The 18,026-nt window shown below is 63.2% G+C and carries 20 protein-coding genes; 2 read left to right on the top strand and 18 right to left on the bottom strand.

Going from position 1 to position 18,026, the window contains the following annotated elements; all coding sequences use genetic code 11:
• Positions 1–138 precede the first annotated feature (138 nt).
• The 11 genes from EGX94_RS14455 to EGX94_RS11750 form a co-directional block, all read right to left on the bottom strand.
• Entirely contained in the window at positions 139–819 is a 681-nt protein-coding gene (locus EGX94_RS14455) for a prenyltransferase/squalene oxidase repeat-containing protein (RefSeq protein ID WP_226906104.1), read from the bottom strand.
• Positions 820–902: 83 nt separating this feature from the next.
• Positions 903–1,406: a prenyltransferase/squalene oxidase repeat-containing protein gene (locus EGX94_RS14450; protein WP_226906103.1), complete on the bottom strand. Its 504-nt coding sequence runs from the start codon at positions 1,404–1,406 to the stop codon at positions 903–905.
• A gap of 4 nt (positions 1,407–1,410) precedes the next feature.
• A complete protein-coding gene (locus tag EGX94_RS11790; RefSeq protein WP_162142616.1) occupies positions 1,411–2,517 on the bottom strand; it encodes an ABC transporter permease in 1,107 nt (368 codons plus the stop codon).
• A gap of 8 nt (positions 2,518–2,525) precedes the next feature.
• Positions 2,526–3,593, bottom strand: coding sequence for an ABC transporter permease (locus EGX94_RS11785; protein ID WP_021797340.1), 1,068 nt, complete (start codon positions 3,591–3,593; stop codon positions 2,526–2,528).
• A gap of 10 nt (positions 3,594–3,603) precedes the next feature.
• Positions 3,604–4,533 carry an ABC transporter ATP-binding protein gene (locus EGX94_RS11780; RefSeq protein WP_043121268.1) on the bottom strand — a complete coding sequence of 310 codons (930 nt, stop codon included), beginning with the start codon at positions 4,531–4,533 and terminating at the stop codon, positions 3,604–3,606.
• The gene (locus EGX94_RS11775; protein ID WP_028707141.1) at positions 4,533–4,793 is read right to left on the bottom strand and encodes a phosphopantetheine-binding protein; all 261 of its coding nucleotides are present in this window, start codon (positions 4,791–4,793) and stop codon (positions 4,533–4,535) included. Before EGX94_RS11775 ends, EGX94_RS11780 begins: the two co-directional genes overlap by 1 nt.
• 24 nt (positions 4,794–4,817) lie before the next feature.
• A complete protein-coding gene (locus EGX94_RS11770; RefSeq protein WP_081707374.1) occupies positions 4,818–5,831 on the bottom strand; it encodes a polyprenyl synthetase family protein in 1,014 nt (337 codons plus the stop codon).
• Positions 5,828–6,562, bottom strand: coding sequence for an SDR family NAD(P)-dependent oxidoreductase (locus EGX94_RS11765; RefSeq protein ID WP_196807749.1), 735 nt, complete (start codon positions 6,560–6,562; stop codon positions 5,828–5,830). Before EGX94_RS11765 ends, EGX94_RS11770 begins: the two co-directional genes overlap by 4 nt.
• 16 nt (positions 6,563–6,578) lie before the next feature.
• Positions 6,579–7,061, bottom strand: coding sequence for an SRPBCC family protein (locus tag EGX94_RS11760; RefSeq protein ID WP_021797331.1), 483 nt, complete (start codon positions 7,059–7,061; stop codon positions 6,579–6,581).
• A 465-nt stretch (positions 7,062–7,526) separates the two neighbouring features.
• Complete coding sequence (locus EGX94_RS11755; RefSeq protein ID WP_021797345.1) at positions 7,527–8,075, bottom strand: methyltransferase family protein; 549 nt, start codon at positions 8,073–8,075, stop codon at positions 7,527–7,529.
• Entirely contained in the window at positions 8,072–8,611 is a 540-nt protein-coding gene (locus EGX94_RS11750; protein ID WP_123826363.1) for a methyltransferase family protein, read from the bottom strand. The genes EGX94_RS11755 and EGX94_RS11750 overlap by 4 nt, the downstream gene beginning before the upstream one ends.
• Before the next feature lie 469 nt (positions 8,612–9,080).
• Between EGX94_RS11750 and EGX94_RS11745 the strand changes: the two genes are divergently transcribed.
• Positions 9,081–9,833, top strand: a complete 753-nt coding sequence (locus EGX94_RS11745; RefSeq protein WP_028707144.1) for a UbiA family prenyltransferase — start codon at positions 9,081–9,083, stop codon at positions 9,831–9,833.
• A 20-nt stretch (positions 9,834–9,853) separates the two neighbouring features.
• The gene (gene idi / locus EGX94_RS14445; protein ID WP_081707372.1) at positions 9,854–10,426 is read left to right on the top strand and encodes an isopentenyl-diphosphate Delta-isomerase; all 573 of its coding nucleotides are present in this window, start codon (positions 9,854–9,856) and stop codon (positions 10,424–10,426) included.
• A 101-nt stretch (positions 10,427–10,527) separates the two neighbouring features.
• Here the strand turns inward: idi and EGX94_RS11735 are convergent, their stop codons facing one another.
• The 7 genes from EGX94_RS11735 to obgE all read right to left on the bottom strand — a co-directional run bounded on the left by EGX94_RS11735 (position 10,528) and on the right by obgE (position 17,969).
• Entirely contained in the window at positions 10,528–11,034 is a 507-nt protein-coding gene (locus EGX94_RS11735; protein WP_021797353.1) for a transposase, read from the bottom strand.
• Between the two features lie 936 nt (positions 11,035–11,970).
• The gene (locus tag EGX94_RS11725; RefSeq protein ID WP_021797350.1) at positions 11,971–12,582 is read right to left on the bottom strand and encodes a histidine phosphatase family protein; all 612 of its coding nucleotides are present in this window, start codon (positions 12,580–12,582) and stop codon (positions 11,971–11,973) included.
• Positions 12,579–13,013 carry a ribosome silencing factor gene (gene rsfS / locus EGX94_RS11720; protein ID WP_021797343.1) on the bottom strand — a complete coding sequence of 145 codons (435 nt, stop codon included), beginning with the start codon at positions 13,011–13,013 and terminating at the stop codon, positions 12,579–12,581. Before rsfS ends, EGX94_RS11725 begins: the two co-directional genes overlap by 4 nt.
• On the bottom strand, positions 13,010–13,696 hold the full coding sequence (gene nadD, locus EGX94_RS11715; protein WP_051245468.1) for a nicotinate-nucleotide adenylyltransferase: 687 nt from the start codon (positions 13,694–13,696) through the stop codon (positions 13,010–13,012). Before nadD ends, rsfS begins: the two co-directional genes overlap by 4 nt.
• 133 nt (positions 13,697–13,829) lie before the next feature.
• Complete coding sequence (locus tag EGX94_RS11710; protein ID WP_390898088.1) at positions 13,830–15,074, bottom strand: glutamate-5-semialdehyde dehydrogenase; 1,245 nt, start codon at positions 15,072–15,074, stop codon at positions 13,830–13,832.
• Positions 15,075–15,202: 128 nt separating this feature from the next.
• A complete protein-coding gene (gene proB, locus EGX94_RS11705; protein WP_021797625.1) occupies positions 15,203–16,372 on the bottom strand; it encodes a glutamate 5-kinase in 1,170 nt (389 codons plus the stop codon).
• The gene (obgE, locus tag EGX94_RS11700) at positions 16,365–17,969 is read right to left on the bottom strand and encodes a GTPase ObgE (RefSeq protein ID WP_123826357.1); all 1,605 of its coding nucleotides are present in this window, start codon (positions 17,967–17,969) and stop codon (positions 16,365–16,367) included. Before obgE ends, proB begins: the two co-directional genes overlap by 8 nt.
• Positions 17,970–18,026: the final 57 nt, after the last annotated feature.

Genomic DNA, 18,026 nt, shown 5'->3' with positions numbered 1-18,026 from the left:
CTTCCATCCTTCTTCTGATTGTCGACCAGCCACCGGCACGCCTCGATCAGCGGACGAGCGCGGGGAGTCTCAAGTTCCCCGAGCGCCAACAGCGTGTATGCGGCCTGCTCAGAGGTTATCGACGACGTCAACTGGCAATCATGCCAGCTGCGCTTGGAAGATGCGGACTCCTACTAAGGGACCAGCATCGGGGTTCATCCCGGCGGCACGGAATGCCCGCACCACCCTCCAGCAAGCAATCTGAGGCTGTACGTACCACCGGGTCGCCCACGAGCCGTCGGGTTGTTGGTGGTTGAGCAGCCAAGCGATGCCCCGCTGCGCCGCGGAGCGATGCCGCTGTGTCGAAGAAATCATCAGTGCTGCCGTTGCAGCGGCAGTGTCCTCGGACAGGTTGGCCCCTACATGACGCGGATAACCCCATGAGCCGTTGCGGTTCTGACTTCGACACAAGAAGTCCAACGCATCACACACGTCAGTGTCGTTCCCATCGCTGCCTGCTGCCACCAAGGCGAGGACTGCAGCACCGGTGTCGTCTGCATCCGGAGGAGCCGCGATGTGTTGTCCCCATCCGCGCTCGGGCGAGCGCCGTGCGCGTATCCACGTCGCGGCCCTGCTGATACTCGTCTGCACTTGCTGACCAGCCAGATCACCCAAGCAGCCTACGGTTAGCGCGGTGTCCAAGAACTGCCCTTCGGGGCACCATGACCATCCTCCATCGAGGTTCTGTCTTTCATGCGCCCAGGACCTAGCACGTCGAACGACCACCGGATCGAACCCCTCGCCATACTTCGCCAGTGCGGCCAGTGAAAGGCCCGGCATGAACCATCTGCCTTGACGATCCCACATCGAACTGAGCAGACGACTGGCCTTCCGCATGATGAACCTCCCCCCGACATCAGAGGTCATCCCTGCGAAAGCCATGGTTGAAACCACGATGAACTCGTGTAAATGTCGGGCACGATAGGTATGCGTGCCAGAAGTGGCGGTGCAAGAACACCGATGTACCCCAGCCTCCTCATCATGGCAGGCGAGCGGTCAGACAGAAGTGCAGAATCATCGCGGACGAAGGCACGCATCACGCGCGCCATTCCGAGGACCTCGCCATCGTCGACCTGTGCCGGGGCGCTCTGGACTTCCCTGCCACACGCCCCAAGAACCGAATGGACGAGTTGAGTGACATCCCGGTGTGAGGGCTCCCCCGCCGCTCCTCCCCAGCCTCCATCAGGATTCCGAGTCCGGCACAGCCAGTCCAGAGCATCCTGCGCGGTCTCATCACCCCACAAATGAAGCCCATAGGCAAGCCAAGCAGTCACCGTCGTGTCCGAGCTCAGATTTCCATCCCAGTGCCCATCGTCTGCTTGATGAGCGAGCACCCATTCAGTAGCCGAGACGATGGCCCGGTCCACATCATCAAGACTCAACGCCCCTCCTGCCCATTCGGGAGAGTGATCTATGCAAGACAGCAAGGCTCATCGCTACAACACCCACCGTCATCACGGCGAGAACACCGACGCAGGCTAGGAGCACTGATTCCTCCAGATTGGAGCCCCGCAAGACATCGAACGCGTATGACGTCGGCAACACCCTTGACAGTGCAAAGAGGAATGTACCCCGCACTGCCACCAAGTCTTGGAAACCACCACTAAGGAACCACAGCAGGATGGCTGTGATTCCGGCCACGGGTAAAGTGGCATAGAAGCGTCGTGTCAATGTTCCCACCAGCATCCCGATCGCCGTTGCAAAGAATGACGTAAGCATCAGAACAGCCGCCATCATCCACTTCTCTTCCGGGAGCGAGAAATCGGTGCATGTCACAGCCACGACAACCATGATCATGCCGATCACGATCGACCGAATAGCATTGGCCAGAAGAAATCCAGTACCGATCAGAATACCGGACACCGGGGCCACCCTGAGACCTTTGATCGTCCTCATCTCCCACTGACGCGCAGTTGCCACACCACCGAACAGAACGCCAGCAAAAACAATACCGTAGATGATTGATCCGGACGCCAAGAATCCAGTACGTGACACGACCGAGCCATCCTTCGAAACAACCCTCACAGTGAACGGAGCATGATAGGTGTCTCGGGAATACGCGTTGAGGGCGCGCATCACGCTCAGTCGAACGTTTTTGTCAACATCCGCCATTGCATTGTATGTTGTCAAGCGCACTTCCACAGATTCCCCTTGAGCAACCTGTTCCTCAAAACTAGATGGAAGTTCGATCACGCCGAACACCCGTCCAGCGGACAAAAGATTCCTAGCTTCTGCTTCATCATTTGTAACGACATGAAGATACATCGGCACACCCTCACGGGATTCGAGAGCACGCTGGATACGCTGCGTCTCGATACCAGAAGTGCCCTGAGGAACGACCGCGATCGGAATGTCACGCCCGCCCGGACTGAATAGAAAAGACGCTAGCACCAGAATGATGACCGGAGCGGCCAACGCTAGCACCATCTCGAACGGCCGACGCGCAGCCACTCTCAACTCCGCCTCAAGCACCGCCATCGCAGCTCTCATGACACGCCCCCTCCCACAGGACTGCGCCTGACCACCGCAATAGTCAGGATCATGAACACAAGGAAGGATACGGAAGCAGCCAACCACACCACCTCGAGATCATGATCGAACACCGTACTTGGGCCGGGCATGTTCACCAATCGTTCGACTGCAGCAATTGCATATGTTGAAGGCAACTTCCACGCAATGGCCTGTAAATCTTCCCTGTAGAACGACACTGGCCCGAATCCTCCACCGACGAACCACAGAGAAATCGCTACGAGAATGCTGCCCATCATCGCCGGTACTGATCGACGCATCACGACCCCCAGAAGGAGCCCGAGGCCGCATGATGCAACCACCGTCAGCAGGAGGACCGCAGCAATGGTGAGAAGATTACCCTCCGGCGACACATCCAGGAACAGGACACTCAGTAGGGTGATCACAGCGACCGAAACGATCGTCTGGACTGCACCGGTGACGAGCTTGGCGAAGACCACCCCCAGCAGCGGCTGCGGAGTGACCAACAGTGACTTGATAGTCGATTCTTCCCACTCGCGAGCAGACACATACGAGGTGTTCGCCATTCCACCAAAGAGGGCTGTGAAGACGATGATTCCTGTGGCAAGATAGGTCATGTCACTGATTGATTTTCGAGTAACCCCGGTTGTTTCGAGATCCAGACGAGATTCTCCACTCTCGGCAAGATGATGGCTGTTGAGGTCGAAAACGAGTCCCTCCTGACGCATGATAAGATTGCGACGTAGATCTTCATCTCCGCGCGCTGTGACGCGCAGGATTGCCATGTTTCCGCTGCTGTCAACAAGCCCAGCCAGCGAGCCCTCATCCACTTTCCGCTCCGCCTCCGCTCGCTTCAAGGCCAGACCGTTCAGGAATGGGGAGTCAAAAGCGACGTCCTGCACCTCCTGTGGTTGCTCATCCACGACAGCCACAGTGAACTGCTGACCAACCGTACCAGCCAATGCCGCGAAGAGCAGGAGCGCAGCCGGGACCAACACCGACACTAGAACGCTGCGCAACGACCGGAACCAGGCCAGCAGGTCTTTCCTTAGAATAAATACCATCGTCAGTCTCCTAATCACGCAGTTCCCGGCCCGTGATCGCGAGGAACACGTCGCTCATCGTGGGCTCATGCATCTCAATACCGAGGATTGAAGTGTGACCCTCGATCGTGGACAGCAACCGAGGCAGGTCTGCGGCTCCTTGTGGTAGCCGGAAAGACAACACCACGTGTTGGTCAGAGGTCTCCCATCGCATGTCCTGGAGTCCCTCCAGCAGATTTGACGGGGGGACTTGCCCCATGCTGAGGCGAACCGCAACACCTCCAGCACGTGCCCTCACCTTCTCCATCGGCTCGTTCACCACGACACGACCATGATCGAGGATCACAACATGGTCCGCAAGACGATCCACCTCTTCCATGTAGTTAGTGCACAACAAGATGGCATGGCCATCCTCTCGCAAAGTCAGTATCCGTTCCCAGATCGCATTGCGAGCCTGCACATCGATCCCCAATGTCGGTTCATCGAGTACGAGCATCGGAGGCTCATGAAGTAAGACGACGGCCATCGCGAGACGCCGCTTCATCCCACCCGAATAGGTGGACACACGCCTTTTCCTGTGATCTGTGAGTTGCACCAGCTCCAGTACCGAAGAGATACGGTCCCGTAGCCGCTTCCCACGGAGGCCATGCAGTCCACCGAACAGGCGAAGATTCTCATCGGCGGTGAGATCTTCGTACACGATTGTGTCTTGAAACATCACGCCAACGTGTGAGTGGATTTTCTTGGGGTCCGATGCCACATCGTCACCGAGAACACGAGCATGGCCGCCATCGGACCGCAGAAGCCCGCACACCATTGACACAGTAGTCGACTTGCCCGCTCCGTTAGGACCGAGCAGGGCAAGAACTGATCCAGTCTCCACGGTGAAGGACACTTGGTCAACCACCGTGGTGCCCCGGAACTTCTTGGAGAGTTCAATGACCTCCGCTGCCGCAGCCATCACACCACCCGCCCACTTGAACAGAAACCATCATTGATGCATTCCAACAGGTCCGCGGGGGTGCGCAATGCACGCAAGACATTTCTGGGAACATCGATGCCATAACGTTCCATGAGCATGGCACTCATCGCCATCATTGCCAATGAGTCATACCCCAAGTCCGTAAATGGTATGGAATCAAACCCCGACGGCAGGTCTACAGGGTCATCCAAGACGCCAGCCATGAGGATCCTCAGCTCCTCGAGCGTTAGTGATTTCATCTTGCTCCTCTACTCATCAGGTGTTCAATGATCACGCACGGCAATGTCGCGAGCCAAACGCGCAAACTCCTCCTGCCATTGAACGACCAGTTCGCCACGCCCCAATGTTCCCACGGCAGCAACGACGAGGTCGGCAATGCGCATCTCACCCAACATGCGAACTTCATCGGACAGGCTCATACAACCATCGCACACCGACGATCTGGATCCCCCCAATGTTGCCAACAGGTTGAGTTTCCCCTGCTCTTGGTCCAAGCCGGATGGCTTGCCAGTGCGTTGAGTGTCCCCGAAGGCCCCGATGAGGTCGTCGCGGAGTTGAAAAGCCTCGCCCAATAAACGAGAATACTGAGAAAGGAAATTTGGGATCTGCTTTCCGGTTGCCAAGGCCGCACCGAGCATCATCGGGTATTCCACTGAATACTGCCCAGACTTCAGGCGAGCGATAGTCCGAATGGACTCGGGAGACGAAGTAGGCCGCGCAGCTAGAACAAGATCAAGATGCTGACCAATGATCATGGCTGTCCGCATCTCTCCCCAGTGCTTCCGGACCATCATCGGTTGGTGCACCATGAAGGAATCCGCATATACCATCGCCAGATCACCAGCGAGGATGACAACACTCTCACCGAAACGCTCAGACTCGCCACACCATTTCGCGTCGAGATGATGCTCCGTGGCTACCCGGTGACCGGTGGGGTATCCCCTGCGCACATCACACTCATCCATCACATCGTCTTGGAGAAGCGCGAAACAATGAAGCAATTCTAAAGCTGCAGCCAACTCCACCAGTTCATGCCGGTCCGGATCACCGCCTAGGCTCAGGTAGGTCGATATGGCCAGAGTTGGTCGAATACGCTTTCCGCCGGCTTTGAAGAGGCGTGAAACCAGTTCAATGGGTAAGCTCGCCTCCGAATCAAGATCGCCCCAAACTTCTGACTGTTCGCAAAGCCTTACGGAGATGACTCGCTCGACGCGAGCTAAGATGTCCCTACGTTGAGAGGGATGCGTGACCGCAGCGATGGAACCGATAGTTGTCATCGTGATGTCAATCCCCCGTCCACCATCAGGGATGTTCCGGTGACGAAGGACGCCTCTCGCGAACAGAGCCAGATCACAGCGTGCGCCACCTCCGATGGCTGGGCAAAGCGATTCATCGGCTCGACATCTCTGAAGCGTTGCTCGGCGGTGGCGTCTCCACCCGTGAAGTGAGTCGTGAACGGCGTGTCCACGACGCCAGGACACACGGCGTTGATTCTGATTCCAGTTGAGGCGTATTCCAGAGCTGCACTCTTCGTGAGCCCAATGATTCCGTGTTTACTCGCTGTGTAGGCACTTAGCTTGTCGAACCCGACGAATGAAGCAACTGAGGCACCGTTGACTATGCTCCCATACCCCTGTCGCACCATGACCGCGAGCTCTTGCTTCATGCATATCCACGTACCTTTGAGGTTGATGTCCATGACCTCGTCAAAGTCCTGCTCGGTGACATCGTGAAGATCGCACTCGCCCTGCCCCGCCACGCCAGCATTGTTGAAGGCACAGTCGATCCCCCCAAGTGCATTCACTGTCGCTGAAACCGCCTCCCCCACCCCTGACCACGAGGCAACGTCAGTCTCCAGAGACAGAACGCGACCCCCGAGAGCGTTGATACGACCTGCGGTTTCCTGTAGACCAACGGGGTCCCGATCCAACAGCGCCACAGCGTACCCGCGCTCCGCGAACAGATCCGCTGCTGCCCTGCCGATTCCTGAACCTGCCCCGGTTATCAAGGCACTGGGTTGACTATCAGACATGGTCCTCAGCTCTTATCAAAAGTTCCGGCGACCAAGAAACTGGTGCCCGAGCCTCCAGCCACAGCTTCATATGCGCTTGGTTTGCCTCGACATGTTCAGCCATGCGTTCAGCCCATATCTGTTCCTGCACACGTATCTCTTCCTTCAAACTGAAGAACATATCCCAAGTCATGATCGTCATTCCCCCCGGCGTCGGAGCATATGTCCACGTGATCTGGTTGAATTCGAACGGGCCCATCGGATCGAGGCGCTCCGCATACGCCAACACCGGCGGCGCGAACATCCTCCATGACACCCACGAGTCCTCATTCGCATTGGTCAACCGAAACCAAACCTTGTGACCTTCACAGCGTATAACCTCGACCGAGAGGTACTCGGGAATCATCTGCGGCCATTGGTCCAATTGATTGGATTGCTCGAAAACAAAACCGAGGGGAGCTTGTATGTCGATCGAACGCTGTAAGTGGACTGACATGAGACCTCCTCAATGCTGGGGAATGGAACGAGGAACTAAGGCGAAGACACGAGACCAAGCAGCAGTCGCCTCGCCCACTAAGACAGGTACGGCGACGACGAGAAAACCTTCCTGGGGCAATTGATCGAGATTGCTCAAGCGCTCAAGTTGATAATACGGGCGCGTCCGACCTAGTACATCAGCAAATCCAGGCCCCACAGCCCCGACTCCTGTAATTGCGGCCATATTAGACATCATTCACCGTTGAGCTAGGGTCAGCGAGAACGAACGTAGGAACACCTCGCACGAAGAAGAACGTCAAGATGACATTGATCGCCAGCCAATTGAGGCAAAACAGCATGACAAACCACACCCATGCATCAAATATGACTACATCCAAATGTGCTATGACCGGCCAACAGGCGACGGTCAACAGGATGGACCCCAACCACGAGATAAACAACAGCAGCCCCCACAAGCCACGGTTCATGAACGGACCTCCTTCGACGAGCTTCGTGAACGAAGAGCAGGGATGAGCATGGGTACTTCTCGGCAATACGCCTCGTAATCATCACCGAAACGCAGGACCAGATTCTTTTCTTCCCAGATTTTCAGATACAACCCGTACAAGACCAAGAAGATCGGATACACCACCAAGCCAATGAGCGTCTGCTGCAACAGCGGGATGCCCAGGCCGAAAGCAGTGAAGTATCCGAACACCATCGGATTCCTCACGCGGGAGTAGACGCCCGAGCTGACTAACGTCGTCGTCGGAGCCAAGGCCCTACCCGCAACCTCGAGGGAGGTTCCTCGGCCAACCTTCAGCAGGAGAAGATTCGATTCCACAACCCAGTACCCACCGAACACCAAGGCCGCTATGGCTCCGAGGTAATTGAAAGGACATCCTGGCCATACCGGACCACCAACGACTCGTCGGAGGTTATCGACCAGCGCAAGAACCACCATCGGTATCACCATGAAGAACAGGTAGGTGATGACGACGAACGCCACAAGAGCGCGCACCTGTCTCATCATTGGCGGGCACCTCCGCCCCCCAAACGGCTTGTCACAGACTCTTCAGCAGCCAAACGCCGCCAAGGGCGAGGAACAAACGCCGGGACCGAGCTACGGTAGTCCAAGTACTCTTCACCGAAACGTCGCACCAAACCCTTCTCTTCCCAATACGCCAAATAGAGGCGCAAGAAGAGGAACGACAATGGCGTCAAAACCAAGCACCACACAGTGTGCAGAAGTAACCCCAAGCCCAGAACATAAGCTACAACGAAGCCAAAAGCCATTGGGTTACGAGAATAAACATGCGGACCAGTTAGAACCAAGTGACGCGTCGGATTATTGACCCGCCCAGCAACTTCCAACGAGGTGCCCTGTCCACGTCCAAATATATGAAGATTTGACCAAATCATCCACCACCATCCGAAGATAAAGGCCGCAGCTGCAGTCAAGTAGCTCCAAGGAGTCGGGATGATGCGAAGGTCGATAAAGAGATCGCACCCCATGTAGGCCAGAACAACTAAACTCGGAAGAACCAAGAAGAACAGAATGAAAGTCAAGACAAAGGATAAGATAAACCTAACCGGTCGAGTCACGGATTCCCCCCTCAGCCTTCCTCACTCGAACACTTGTACAGGACAGCACAACCTCATTCGATACCAGCAAGGCTAAACCTTTGACTCATTCAGACATCCGGAAGTTGCACCAAGGTACAGACATCTCTGGACATTGGTGCCATCCTCGAGCTTTCCAGCTAGACAAAAAGGTATACTAGTCACGTAATTAGCACCCGGGTCGCGGGACCAACATCGCGTTTCGCCTTCAACGACCCACGGACACGAGTATGATGACCGGACCTTGGGTGGCGAGGACACAGCTCAAGGAGTGAGCATGTCGGGTCAACACGTCGCGTCTACCCCACCCCTCACCCTTGGCGTGCTCCGCGCTTGGAAACCGCACGTTCAACCAGCGATCGTGTTGCCCGTACTGGTCGGCGCCACGACCGCGGGACAGTCACGACCAGCTCCGATGGACTGGCTCGTCGCAGCGTGTGTGGGGTTCTTCTACATGGGAGGGGTATCAGCCCTCAACGATGTCTTCGATCTGGAACGGGACAAGGTCAACCATCCGAACAGGCCTCTGACAAGAGGTGACCTCAGCCTCAGACACTATGTGATGGGTTTGGTGATCGCTCCCGTCGTCATCTCCCTGCTTCTTCTCTTGATCACCCTCGCTCCCGCTCGAGGCCTCCTCGTAGTGGGAATCCTGTGTCTGATTGAGGTAATGCATCTGGTGTACTGCTTACATCCTAACCTGGGGATGGCCGGTTTCGGCCGTCAACTCCTTCTCACTGTAGGTCCCATGTTGCTGGTTCTCGTCGGTGGACTTGGCCATGGGTTGGTGACATCCCGGCTGATTCTGTGCGCTGTGTCGATCGGGTTGTTCTTCGGGTCGGGAATCATACTCAAGGACCTCAGCGACATCCCAGGAGATCAGAAGTCAGGACTGGTGACTCTCCCCATCCACTGGGGACGGAACTTAGCTGTGAAGGTCTCGTGTTTCGGCCAACTAGTAGCGACCAGTCTTGGTTACACTTATCTCATCCTGGTACGCGCCAGCGTGTCGGTCTTTGGGTGGATGACTTTGAGTCTTGTGATGAGTCTCACAGGCACGATGACTTTACTTCACAGAAAACAACGTTACTGGGGCCCTGGAATGCTTATGGCCTACACAAGCCAATTCATCTTCGAGTTGGCACTGATCTTGAGCAACAAACAATGAATACACGTAAGCGATGACCCATGCGCCAGAATAATGAAATTATACCCCTACGGCGCGCCCACGGCCTTGACGGGGATGTCGAGCTCGTAACTCAGGACGGAATTAGCCTCGGGCACATCAGCGCAGCAAAGGCGCACACGAGACCGGGTGCTTTGCATCGAGCTTTCAGTATCATGCTGACCGATTGTAGCGGTCGAGTTTGCCTGCAACGGCGAGCATCATCAAAAGAGCATTGGCCAGGGTATTTGGCGAATACTTGTTGTGGACATCCACGCTCCCAGGAACTACTTCTCACCGACGCCGCCACGCGCCTAGAAGAAGAGCTCGGTCTACATTCACCAGCACTACATGAGGTTGGTCGCTTCGTGTATTGGGCACAAGATCCGGAGAGTGGGGCCGTGGAATGGGAGTACGATCACGTCCTCATCGGAGTATGTCAGGATCACAACTCATTGAAACCCAACCCGCGCGAAGTAGAGGAGGTATTCTGGTGGACCCTTGACGAGCGAGCCATCGGACCATTCACCCCGTGGCTACCCCTTGTCTTGAAAACAGCAGTTCCATTTCTGAGCGGCCTCCCAAATTCACCCTGATATTGAAAAGCAGCCAACGCTCGTCTCGAGACACCAGGGCATCAGCATCGATGCTCGAGACTGTCCGAATAGCAGTGTATGAGTGGAGTGAAGTATGGCCGTCATGAAACAAAATCGTTTCTGGTTTCGCGGGGTGGGAGGTGCTCGAAGTCGTAGTCGAATGTTCGGCCGGCGATGTATGAGGCGAACGCGCCGAGGGTTTCTTCGGGGGTCTCGTGCTGAATGGTCGCGATGTTGTTCTTGGCCGCGTTCCAGACGTGCCCGGCCGGGTTGTGGTCGGGCGCGTACGGCGGCGGATGGATCGGCGTGATGCGCTCCAGCAGCCGGCCCGGCTCGTGGAGGCCGGTCAACGCTTTCGCATGGTGGGATCGGGCGTCGTCCAGGACGACCGCGATCTTGCCGGCCTCGGTTTCGCGTTGGAGTCGTTCCAGCGCGAGGATCGTCTGCCAGGTGTTCCGGTTCCCCTCGATCGGGTACGGCGTGACTTTTTTGCTGGTCAGCGAGAGGGCGCCGAAGAAGGACTGGGACGTCCTCTGCCGGTTCACGGACAGTTTGGTGCGTTGTCCTTTCGGGGGCTGCATGCGGCGGGTCTCGGCCTCGTGCTCCAAGCGGATCTCGCCTTGCGGTGTGGGCCTCCCAGCCCTGATCCAGCAAGCTCTTGACTTGGGCCTTCACCTCGGCCATGCGCCGGGTGATGGCTTTCTCGTTGCGGTGCTCGTCGAACGGGTCGGGCAGTTCGAGGCTCAGCCCGCAGAAGCGCAGGAGCAGCTGGTACGAGGAGTCCGTCTGGTGTTCGGCGTCGGACAGGGTCTTCACGACGTCACGCATCGCCGGGACGTCCCAGAACTCGGCGTGGACGCCCGTCTGGGAGGGCGGCTGGGCGAGGATTTTCTTGAGTTCTTGTTTCTGGTCGCGGGTGAGTTTCGCCGCGTTCTGGTTCCCGGCATGCCCGGTCAGGACCGAGCACATCCTGGTGGCCTGCCAGTCGGCCAGCCATTCCTGCACCGTCCTCTCGGCCCGTTCGACCATCTTCGCGATGATGCCGATTCCGACTCATTCAGAGGCGTACAGGATCGCTTCTGCTTTCATCCGCACCAGCACATGATTGTCGGAACGCTTCTTCCACCTGATCAGGGCGGCTGTTTCCTCCGGGGCGACCCCGACCTGCATGCTCCAATCATATCCGAAACAGCACAGGAAATCCACGAAAAATACGGTTTCGTTTCATGTCAGCCATCGTTGTCAAGGAAAGACCCTAAGTCAGGCGTGGGTTCGACAAGGATTTTGAATAAGTCTCCTTGTCTCTTCCGATCCATGCGCCGGCGGACGAACCGGACCGCCCAACCGTCGGACATCCGAGCAACCCGCCGATCATGGCCTGCCGGCGTGACCTTCAAGTTCCCCGGCTCGTCGATCGGCGTCGTGCCGCGAGATTCCGCCCATCGTGCACGATCGGCGTGACCTCCAAGCCCCCTGGCCTGCCGATCCCGGTGAATCGTCCGACCCCCACAACCCCGCTCGGTGGCGCGTGCCCGTCGAACCGCTCAGCCCGCGCTCGCGCCCCACAGGTCCACTCGCCAGCCGCCGTCGGCCGACACCAGCACCGTCCACGAGCAGTTGCCCGGCGCCGAGTGCTCGTCGGCGCGGAAACCGGGCCCGCACAGCGCCTGCACTCCGGCCCGGATGGCGACCCAGTGGGTCACAACGACGGCGGTACGGCCCCGGTGGCGCTCCGCGATCTCGCGCAGGGCCCGGCCGACGCGCTCACTCACCTCGGCGTTCGTCTCGCCGCTCGGCGAGAAGCGGAAGTCGTCGTCCTCGCCCCACGGCGCCCGGCCGTCGGCCCGGGCGACGCCCGCCTCGGCCGGGGTGAGCCCCGCCCAGTCGCCCACGTCGACCTCGACGAGCCGGCCGTCCCGCTCCACCGGCAGCCCGGTAAGCCCGGCCAACGCCTCCGCCGTGCCGAGTGCGCGGCTCAGCGGCGAGCTGATGATCGCCGCGGGGCCCAGCGCCGCCAGGTGCGGGGCGGCCGCGCGGGCCTGCGCGAGGCCGATCTCGTCGAGCGGCACGTCACGCCGGCCCTGGAAGCGGTGCTGCGCATTGAAGCCGGTCCGCCCGTGGCGCCACAGGACCAGCCTGGTGCCCGGCCCGCTCACCCGTCGCCCACCGCCGCGGAGCCGGGGGCCCGGGCGTCCCGCCCGTCCCCGGCGGCACGAGTGACGCCGGCGTTCCCGAGCGCGAGGTCGATGGTCGGGCAGTCGCGCCACAGCCGCTCCAGGCCGTACGCGGCGCGGTCGTCGGCGTGCATGACGTGCACGACGAGATCGCCGTAGTCGAGCAGCACCCAGCGGTTCGTCCCGTGGCCCTCGCGGCGCAGGGGCCGCTCGCGCAGCTCGACGAGCCGGTCCTCCACGGCGTCGACGATGGCGCCGACCTGGCGCTCGGTGCGCCCCGAGACGATGAGGAAGACATCGGCGATCGCCAGCTGCTCGCTCACGTCGAAGGCCACGGGATCGGTGGCGAGCTTGTCGGCTGCGGCCAGGGCCGCGGCCCGGGTGATCTCCAGGGCCCGCTCCGTGGCGCTCATCGGGACCCCTCCCCCGTCGGTCGGACGGCCTCCGCGGGCTCGTCGGGCACCGGGTCGGCGACGAGGATCTCGGACTCGTTGGCCCCGGTGTACAGGCCGCGCTTGGCGACGTACTGGACGACGCCGTCGGGCACGAGGTACCACAGGGGCAGGCCGGAGGCGACGCGCTCGCGGCACTCGGTGGACGAGATGGCCAGCGCCGGCACCTCGAGGAGCGTGACCTTGTCGGACGGCAGATGGCTGATGTCTCGCCGCGCCATCTCGACGCCGGGGCGGGTCACGCCGACGAAGTGGGCCTGGCCGAAGAGCTCGTCGCCGCCCCGCCAGGTGAGGATCGAGCGCAGGGCGTCGGCGCCGGTGATGAAGAAGAGCTCCAGGTTGCCGCCGCGTTCGGCGCGGATGTCCTTGATCGTGTCGATCGTGTACGTGTTGCCCGGCCGGTCGATGTCGACGCGGCTGACGGTGAACTGCGGGTTCGAGGCGGTGGCCACCACCGTCATGAGGTAGCGGTCCTCGCTCTTGGAGACGCGCCGGCCCGCCTTCTGCCACGGCACCCCGGTGGGCACGAAGACGACCTCGTCGAGCCCGAAGCGGGCCGCGACCTCGCTTGCCGCCACGAGGTGGCCGTGGTGGATGGGGTCGAAGGTGCCGCCCATGATGCCGAGCCGGTAGCGGCGGGCCATGCTCGCCCGCGGCAGCCCCAGACTGCTCCCCTGCTCGTCGCCGGGGGACGCCGGATCGGCGGCCGCCGGCCCCGGACGCTCCCCTGCCACGGTGGCCGGGCCCGGCTCGCAGGCGTCCGCGCTCGTCGGGCCCTCAGGCACGCGTCTGCCCCTCGCCGAGCAGGAGGTACTTCGTGGTCGTCATCTCGGTCAGCCCCATCGGGCCGCGGGCGTGCAGCTTCTGGGTGGAGATGCCGATCTCGGCCCCGAAGCCGAACTGGCCGCCGTCGGTGAACCGGCTCGAGGCGTTGACCAGCACGACCGCCGCGTCGACCTCGTCGGTGAAGCGCCGCTGGGCGGCGGCGTCGGCGGTGACGATCGTCTCGGAATGGCCGGTGCTGTAACGGCGGATGTGGGCCACCGCCGCGTCGAGGTCGTCGACGACGGCGCAGGCCAGGTCGAGGCCGAGGTACTCGGCCTCGTACTCGTGCTCGCCCGCCGGCACGATCCGGGCGTCGGCGGCGCGGCTCGGCCCGTCGCCGTGGACGGTGACGCCCGCCCCGGTGAGGGCGTCGAGGGCCTTCGGCAGGAAGTCGTCGGCGATCGCGCGGTGCACGAGCAGCGTCTCGAGCGCGTTGCAGACGCTGGGACGCTGGGTCTTGGCGTTGAGGATGATCGCGAGGGCCATGTCCTGGTCGGCCGAGGCGTCGACGAACAGATGGCAGTTGCCGGTGCCCGTCTCGATGACAGGCACGGTGGCGCCCTCGACGACGGCGCGGATCAGGCCCGCGCCCCCGCGCGGGACGAGCAGGTCGACGAGCCCGCGGGCGCGCATCAGCTCGCCGGTGACCTCGTGTCCGCCCTCGACGAGGTTGACGCAGTCGGCGGGCAGCCCGGCGGCCTCGAGGCCGGCGCGCAGGGCCGCCACGACGACCCGGTTCGTGCGCAGGCAGCCGGCCGAGCCGCGCAGCAGGCTCGCATTGCCGGACTTGAGGCAGATGCCGGCGGCGTCGGCGGTGACGTTGGGGCGGGCCTCGTAGATCATGCCGATGACCCCGAAGGGCACGCGCACCTGCTCGACGCGCACCCCGTTGGGGAGCCGCCAGCCGCGGACCGTCTCGCCGACCGGGTCGGGCAGCGCCGCCAGCTCGCGCAGGCCCCGGGCCATGTCGGCCAGGCGCGCGGGCGTGAGGGCGAGGCGGTCGACGAGCGACTCGCCGGTGCCCCCGGCGCGGGCCGCCCCGACGTCGCCGGCGTTGGCCTCGAGGATCTCGTCGGTCGCCGCTTCGAGGGCCGCCGCCATGGCCGCCAGCGCCGCGTCCTTGCGCTGCCGGTTCGCCGTGGCGAGCACGCGGGAGGCGGCCTTCGCGCGCTCGGCCTGTTCGCTGATCTGCACCACACCACAGTAACGGGCCGCGCCGGACGGCACCACAACACCGGGCCGCGCCGGACGGCGCGGCGCCCACCCGCCGTCAGTCCGCGCGCCGCGGCGCGGCCCGGGGCTCCGCGCCGTCAGTCCGCACGCCGTCAGTCCGCATGGTCGTGGTGCATGAGGACGAGCATGTCGCGGTGCACGACCTCGCGCTCGTACTGCGCGCCCAGCTCGGCGGCCAGCTCGCCCGAGCTGCGCCCGAGCATCCCGGGCAGCTCCTCGCTGGAGAAGTTGACCAGGCCGCGGGCGACGACCTCGCCGTCCGGCCCGACGAGCTCGACCGGGTCGCCGACCAGGAAATCACCGCTGACGCCCGTGACGCCGGCGGCGAGCAGGGACGCCTTGCCCGCCGTGAGCGCGCGGACGGCCCCGGCGTCGAGGGCGAGGCGGCCGCGGCTCTGCGAGGCGTAGGCCAGCCACATGAGGCGGCGCGGGCGCCGGTGGTCGACCGGCGCGAAGACGGTGCCGGTGCTGCCGACCAGCGCCCTCCCGGCGCTGGCCGCGTCGGTGAGGAGCACCGGGATGCCCGAGCTCGTGGCGATCTGGGCGGCCTGCACCTTCGTCGCCATGCCGCCGGTGCCGACGCCGGCGGCGCCGGAGCGGTGGGTGTCGACCGTGAGGGCGTCGACGTCGGCGACGTAGCCGACGCGTTCGGAGTCGGGCTCGTCGGGGTGGCCCGTGTAGAGGGCGTCGACGTCGGAGAGCATGACGAGCGCGTCGGCGCGCACCACCTGGGCGACGAGCGCGGCGAGCCGGTCGTTGTCGCCGAAGCGGATCTCGCCGGTGGCGACGGTGTCGTTCTCGTTGACGATCGGGACCGCACCCATGCGCAGCAGCGTGCCCAGCGTGCGGGAGGCGTTGCGGTAGCTGGCCTGACGGGTGATGTCCTCGACGGTGAGCAGGAGCTGGCCGGCGAGCAGCCCGCGCGCCGCGAAGAGCTCGGCGTAGCGCTCCATGAGCAGGCCCTGGCCGACGGCCGCGGCCGCCTGCTGGTGGGCGAGGTCGCGGGGTCGCCGGGCCAGACCGAGCGGGCTCATGCCGGCGGCGATGGCGCCGGAACTCACGAGGACGATGTCGCGGCCGGCGTCGTGGGCGTCGGCCAGGGCCCTCACGAGCCCGGCGAGCCGCATCGTGTCCACCCCGTTCTCGGCGCTGGAGATCGACGAGGAGCCGACCTTGACGACGACGCGGCGGGCGTCGGCAATGGCGGTGCGCAGCTCCGCCTCGTCCTCGCCCCGGGAGACGGACGCGCCCGGCTCAGTCATCGTCCGGCCCCGTCCAGGACCGCACGTCGCGGGAGGGGTCGCCCTCGGCCCACTCGACCTCGACCTCGACGTCGCCGCCGTCGGCGGCCTCGGCGCGGATCTCGTCGAGCCGTGCGCCGCGCACCCGGCGCCAGTCGGCGCCGCGGGCGGACCCCATGAGGGCCTCGCGCTCGGCGCGGTAGGCGGCGTCGCGCTCGCGGCGGCGCCGGACGGCGCCCCGGGCGTCGGCGAGGCGCTGGTCCTCGCCGCGCCGCGAGAGGATCTCCGCGCCCGCCTCGACCTGCGGCACGAAGTCGAAGATGACGGGGTGCTCGCCGGCGCCGATCGCGACGGCGTCGTGGGGCTGCGCGCCGGCGGCCAGGAGCCCGTCCTCGACGCCGAGCCGGTTGAGGCGGTCGGCCAGATAGCCGACGGCCTCGTCGTTGCCGAAGTCGGTCTGGCGCACCCAGCGCTCCGGCTTGGCGCCGCGCACCCGCCAGACGAGGCCGCCCTCGCCGTCGCCCTGGCGCCTTATGGTGAACTCCTCGCCCTCGTCGACGGGCCTCGGGCGGACGACGACGCGCCGGGCGGGGGCCGCGGCGCGCTCGGCCCGGCGGGCGCGCACGAGCTCGCCCATCGCGAAGACGAGCTCCTGGAGGCCCTCGCCGGTGGCCGCCGAGGCCTCGATGACGCGCAGCCCGCGCGCCTCGAGCTCGGGGACGACCAGATCGGCGATGAGCCTGCCGTCGGGCACGTCGACCTTGTTGACGACGACGATGCGCGGGCGGTCCTCCAGACCGCCGTGGGCCGCGAGCTCGGTCTCGATGGCGTCCAGGTCGCTCAGTGGGTCGCGGCCGGGCTCGTAGGTGGCCGCGTCGATGACGTGGACGATCGCCTGGCAGCGCTCGATGTGGCGCAGGAAGTCGTGGCCCAGACCCTTGCCCAGGCTGGCCCCGGGGATGAGGCCGGGCACGTCGGCCACCGTGATGGTGTGGTCGCCGGCCCGCACGACGCCGAGGTTCGGCACGAGCGTCGTGAACGGGTAGTCGGCGATGCGCGGCTTCGCGGAGCTGATCGCGCCGATGATGCTGGACTTGCCCGCCGACGGGAAGCCCACCAGGCCGACGTCGGCGACGACCTTGAGCTCGAGGTCGATGGTGCGTTCCTCGCCCTCGGTGCCCAGCAGGGCGAAGCCGGGGGCCTTGCGCGCGCGGGAGGCCAGCGCCTCGTTGCCCAGGCCGCCGCGCCCGCCCTCGGCCACGACGCACTCGGTCAGCCCGCCGGTCAGGTCGGCCAGGACCTCGCCGGTGTCGGCGTCGGACACGACGGTGCCCTCGGGCACCGGCAGGACGACGTCGGCGCCGTTGGCCCCGTTGCGGTGCTCCCCCATGCCCGGCTGGCCGTTGCCGGCGCAGCGCCTGGACTGGCGGTGGTACCCGACCAGGGAGTCGACCTGCGGGTCGACGCGGATGACGACCGAGCCGCCGCGCCCGCCGTTGCCGCCGTCCGGACCGCCGAGCGGCTTGAACTTCTCGCGGTGCACCGAGGCGCAGCCGTTGCCGCCGTCACCGGCGCGCACGGTCAGCCGGACGCGGTCGACGAATGAGGGGATGGCCATGACGGAACTCCTGTGGTGGCTGGCCGGGCCAGTCTACGATCCGACGCCCCGCGGACG

The sequence above is a fragment of the Propionibacterium acidifaciens genome (assembly GCF_003798325.1).
GTDB classification, from domain to species: Bacteria; Actinomycetota; Actinomycetes; order Propionibacteriales; family Propionibacteriaceae; genus Propionibacterium; species Propionibacterium acidifaciens.
Note: the sequence above shows the minus strand (reverse complement) of the source record. Positions and strands in the feature narration are given on the sequence as shown.

Bases quoted from the DNA above. Each gene is read 5' to 3' on its own strand.
- obgE (WP_123826357.1), bottom strand. From the start codon at position 17,969: ATGGCCATCCCCTCATTCGTCGACCGCGTCCGGCTGACCGTGCGCGCC.
- EGX94_RS11785 (WP_021797340.1), bottom strand. From the start codon at position 3,593: ATGGTATTTATTCTAAGGAAAGACCTGCTGGCCTGGTTCCGGTCGTTG.
- EGX94_RS14455 (WP_226906104.1), bottom strand. From the start codon at position 819: ATGCCGGGCCTTTCACTGGCCGCACTGGCGAAGTATGGCGAGGGGTTC.
- EGX94_RS11760 (WP_021797331.1), bottom strand. From the start codon at position 7,061: ATGTCAGTCCACTTACAGCGTTCGATCGACATACAAGCTCCCCTCGGT.
- nadD (WP_051245468.1), bottom strand. From the start codon at position 13,696: ATGGCCCGCCGCTACCGGCTCGGCATCATGGGCGGCACCTTCGACCCC.
- proB (WP_021797625.1), bottom strand. From the start codon at position 16,372: ATGACTGAGCCGGGCGCGTCCGTCTCCCGGGGCGAGGACGAGGCGGAG.
- EGX94_RS11770 (WP_081707374.1), bottom strand. From the start codon at position 5,831: ATGACAACTATCGGTTCCATCGCTGCGGTCACGCATCCCTCTCAACGT.
- idi (WP_081707372.1), top strand. From the start codon at position 9,854: ATGCGCCAGAATAATGAAATTATACCCCTACGGCGCGCCCACGGCCTT.
- rsfS (WP_021797343.1), bottom strand. From the start codon at position 13,013: ATGAGCGCCACGGAGCGGGCCCTGGAGATCACCCGGGCCGCGGCCCTG.
- EGX94_RS11775 (WP_028707141.1), bottom strand. From the start codon at position 4,793: ATGAAATCACTAACGCTCGAGGAGCTGAGGATCCTCATGGCTGGCGTC.
- EGX94_RS11745 (WP_028707144.1), top strand. From the start codon at position 9,081: ATGGACTGGCTCGTCGCAGCGTGTGTGGGGTTCTTCTACATGGGAGGG.
- EGX94_RS11790 (WP_162142616.1), bottom strand. From the start codon at position 2,517: ATGGCGGTGCTTGAGGCGGAGTTGAGAGTGGCTGCGCGTCGGCCGTTC.
- EGX94_RS11755 (WP_021797345.1), bottom strand. From the start codon at position 8,075: ATGATGAGACAGGTGCGCGCTCTTGTGGCGTTCGTCGTCATCACCTAC.
- EGX94_RS11780 (WP_043121268.1), bottom strand. From the start codon at position 4,533: ATGGCTGCGGCAGCGGAGGTCATTGAACTCTCCAAGAAGTTCCGGGGC.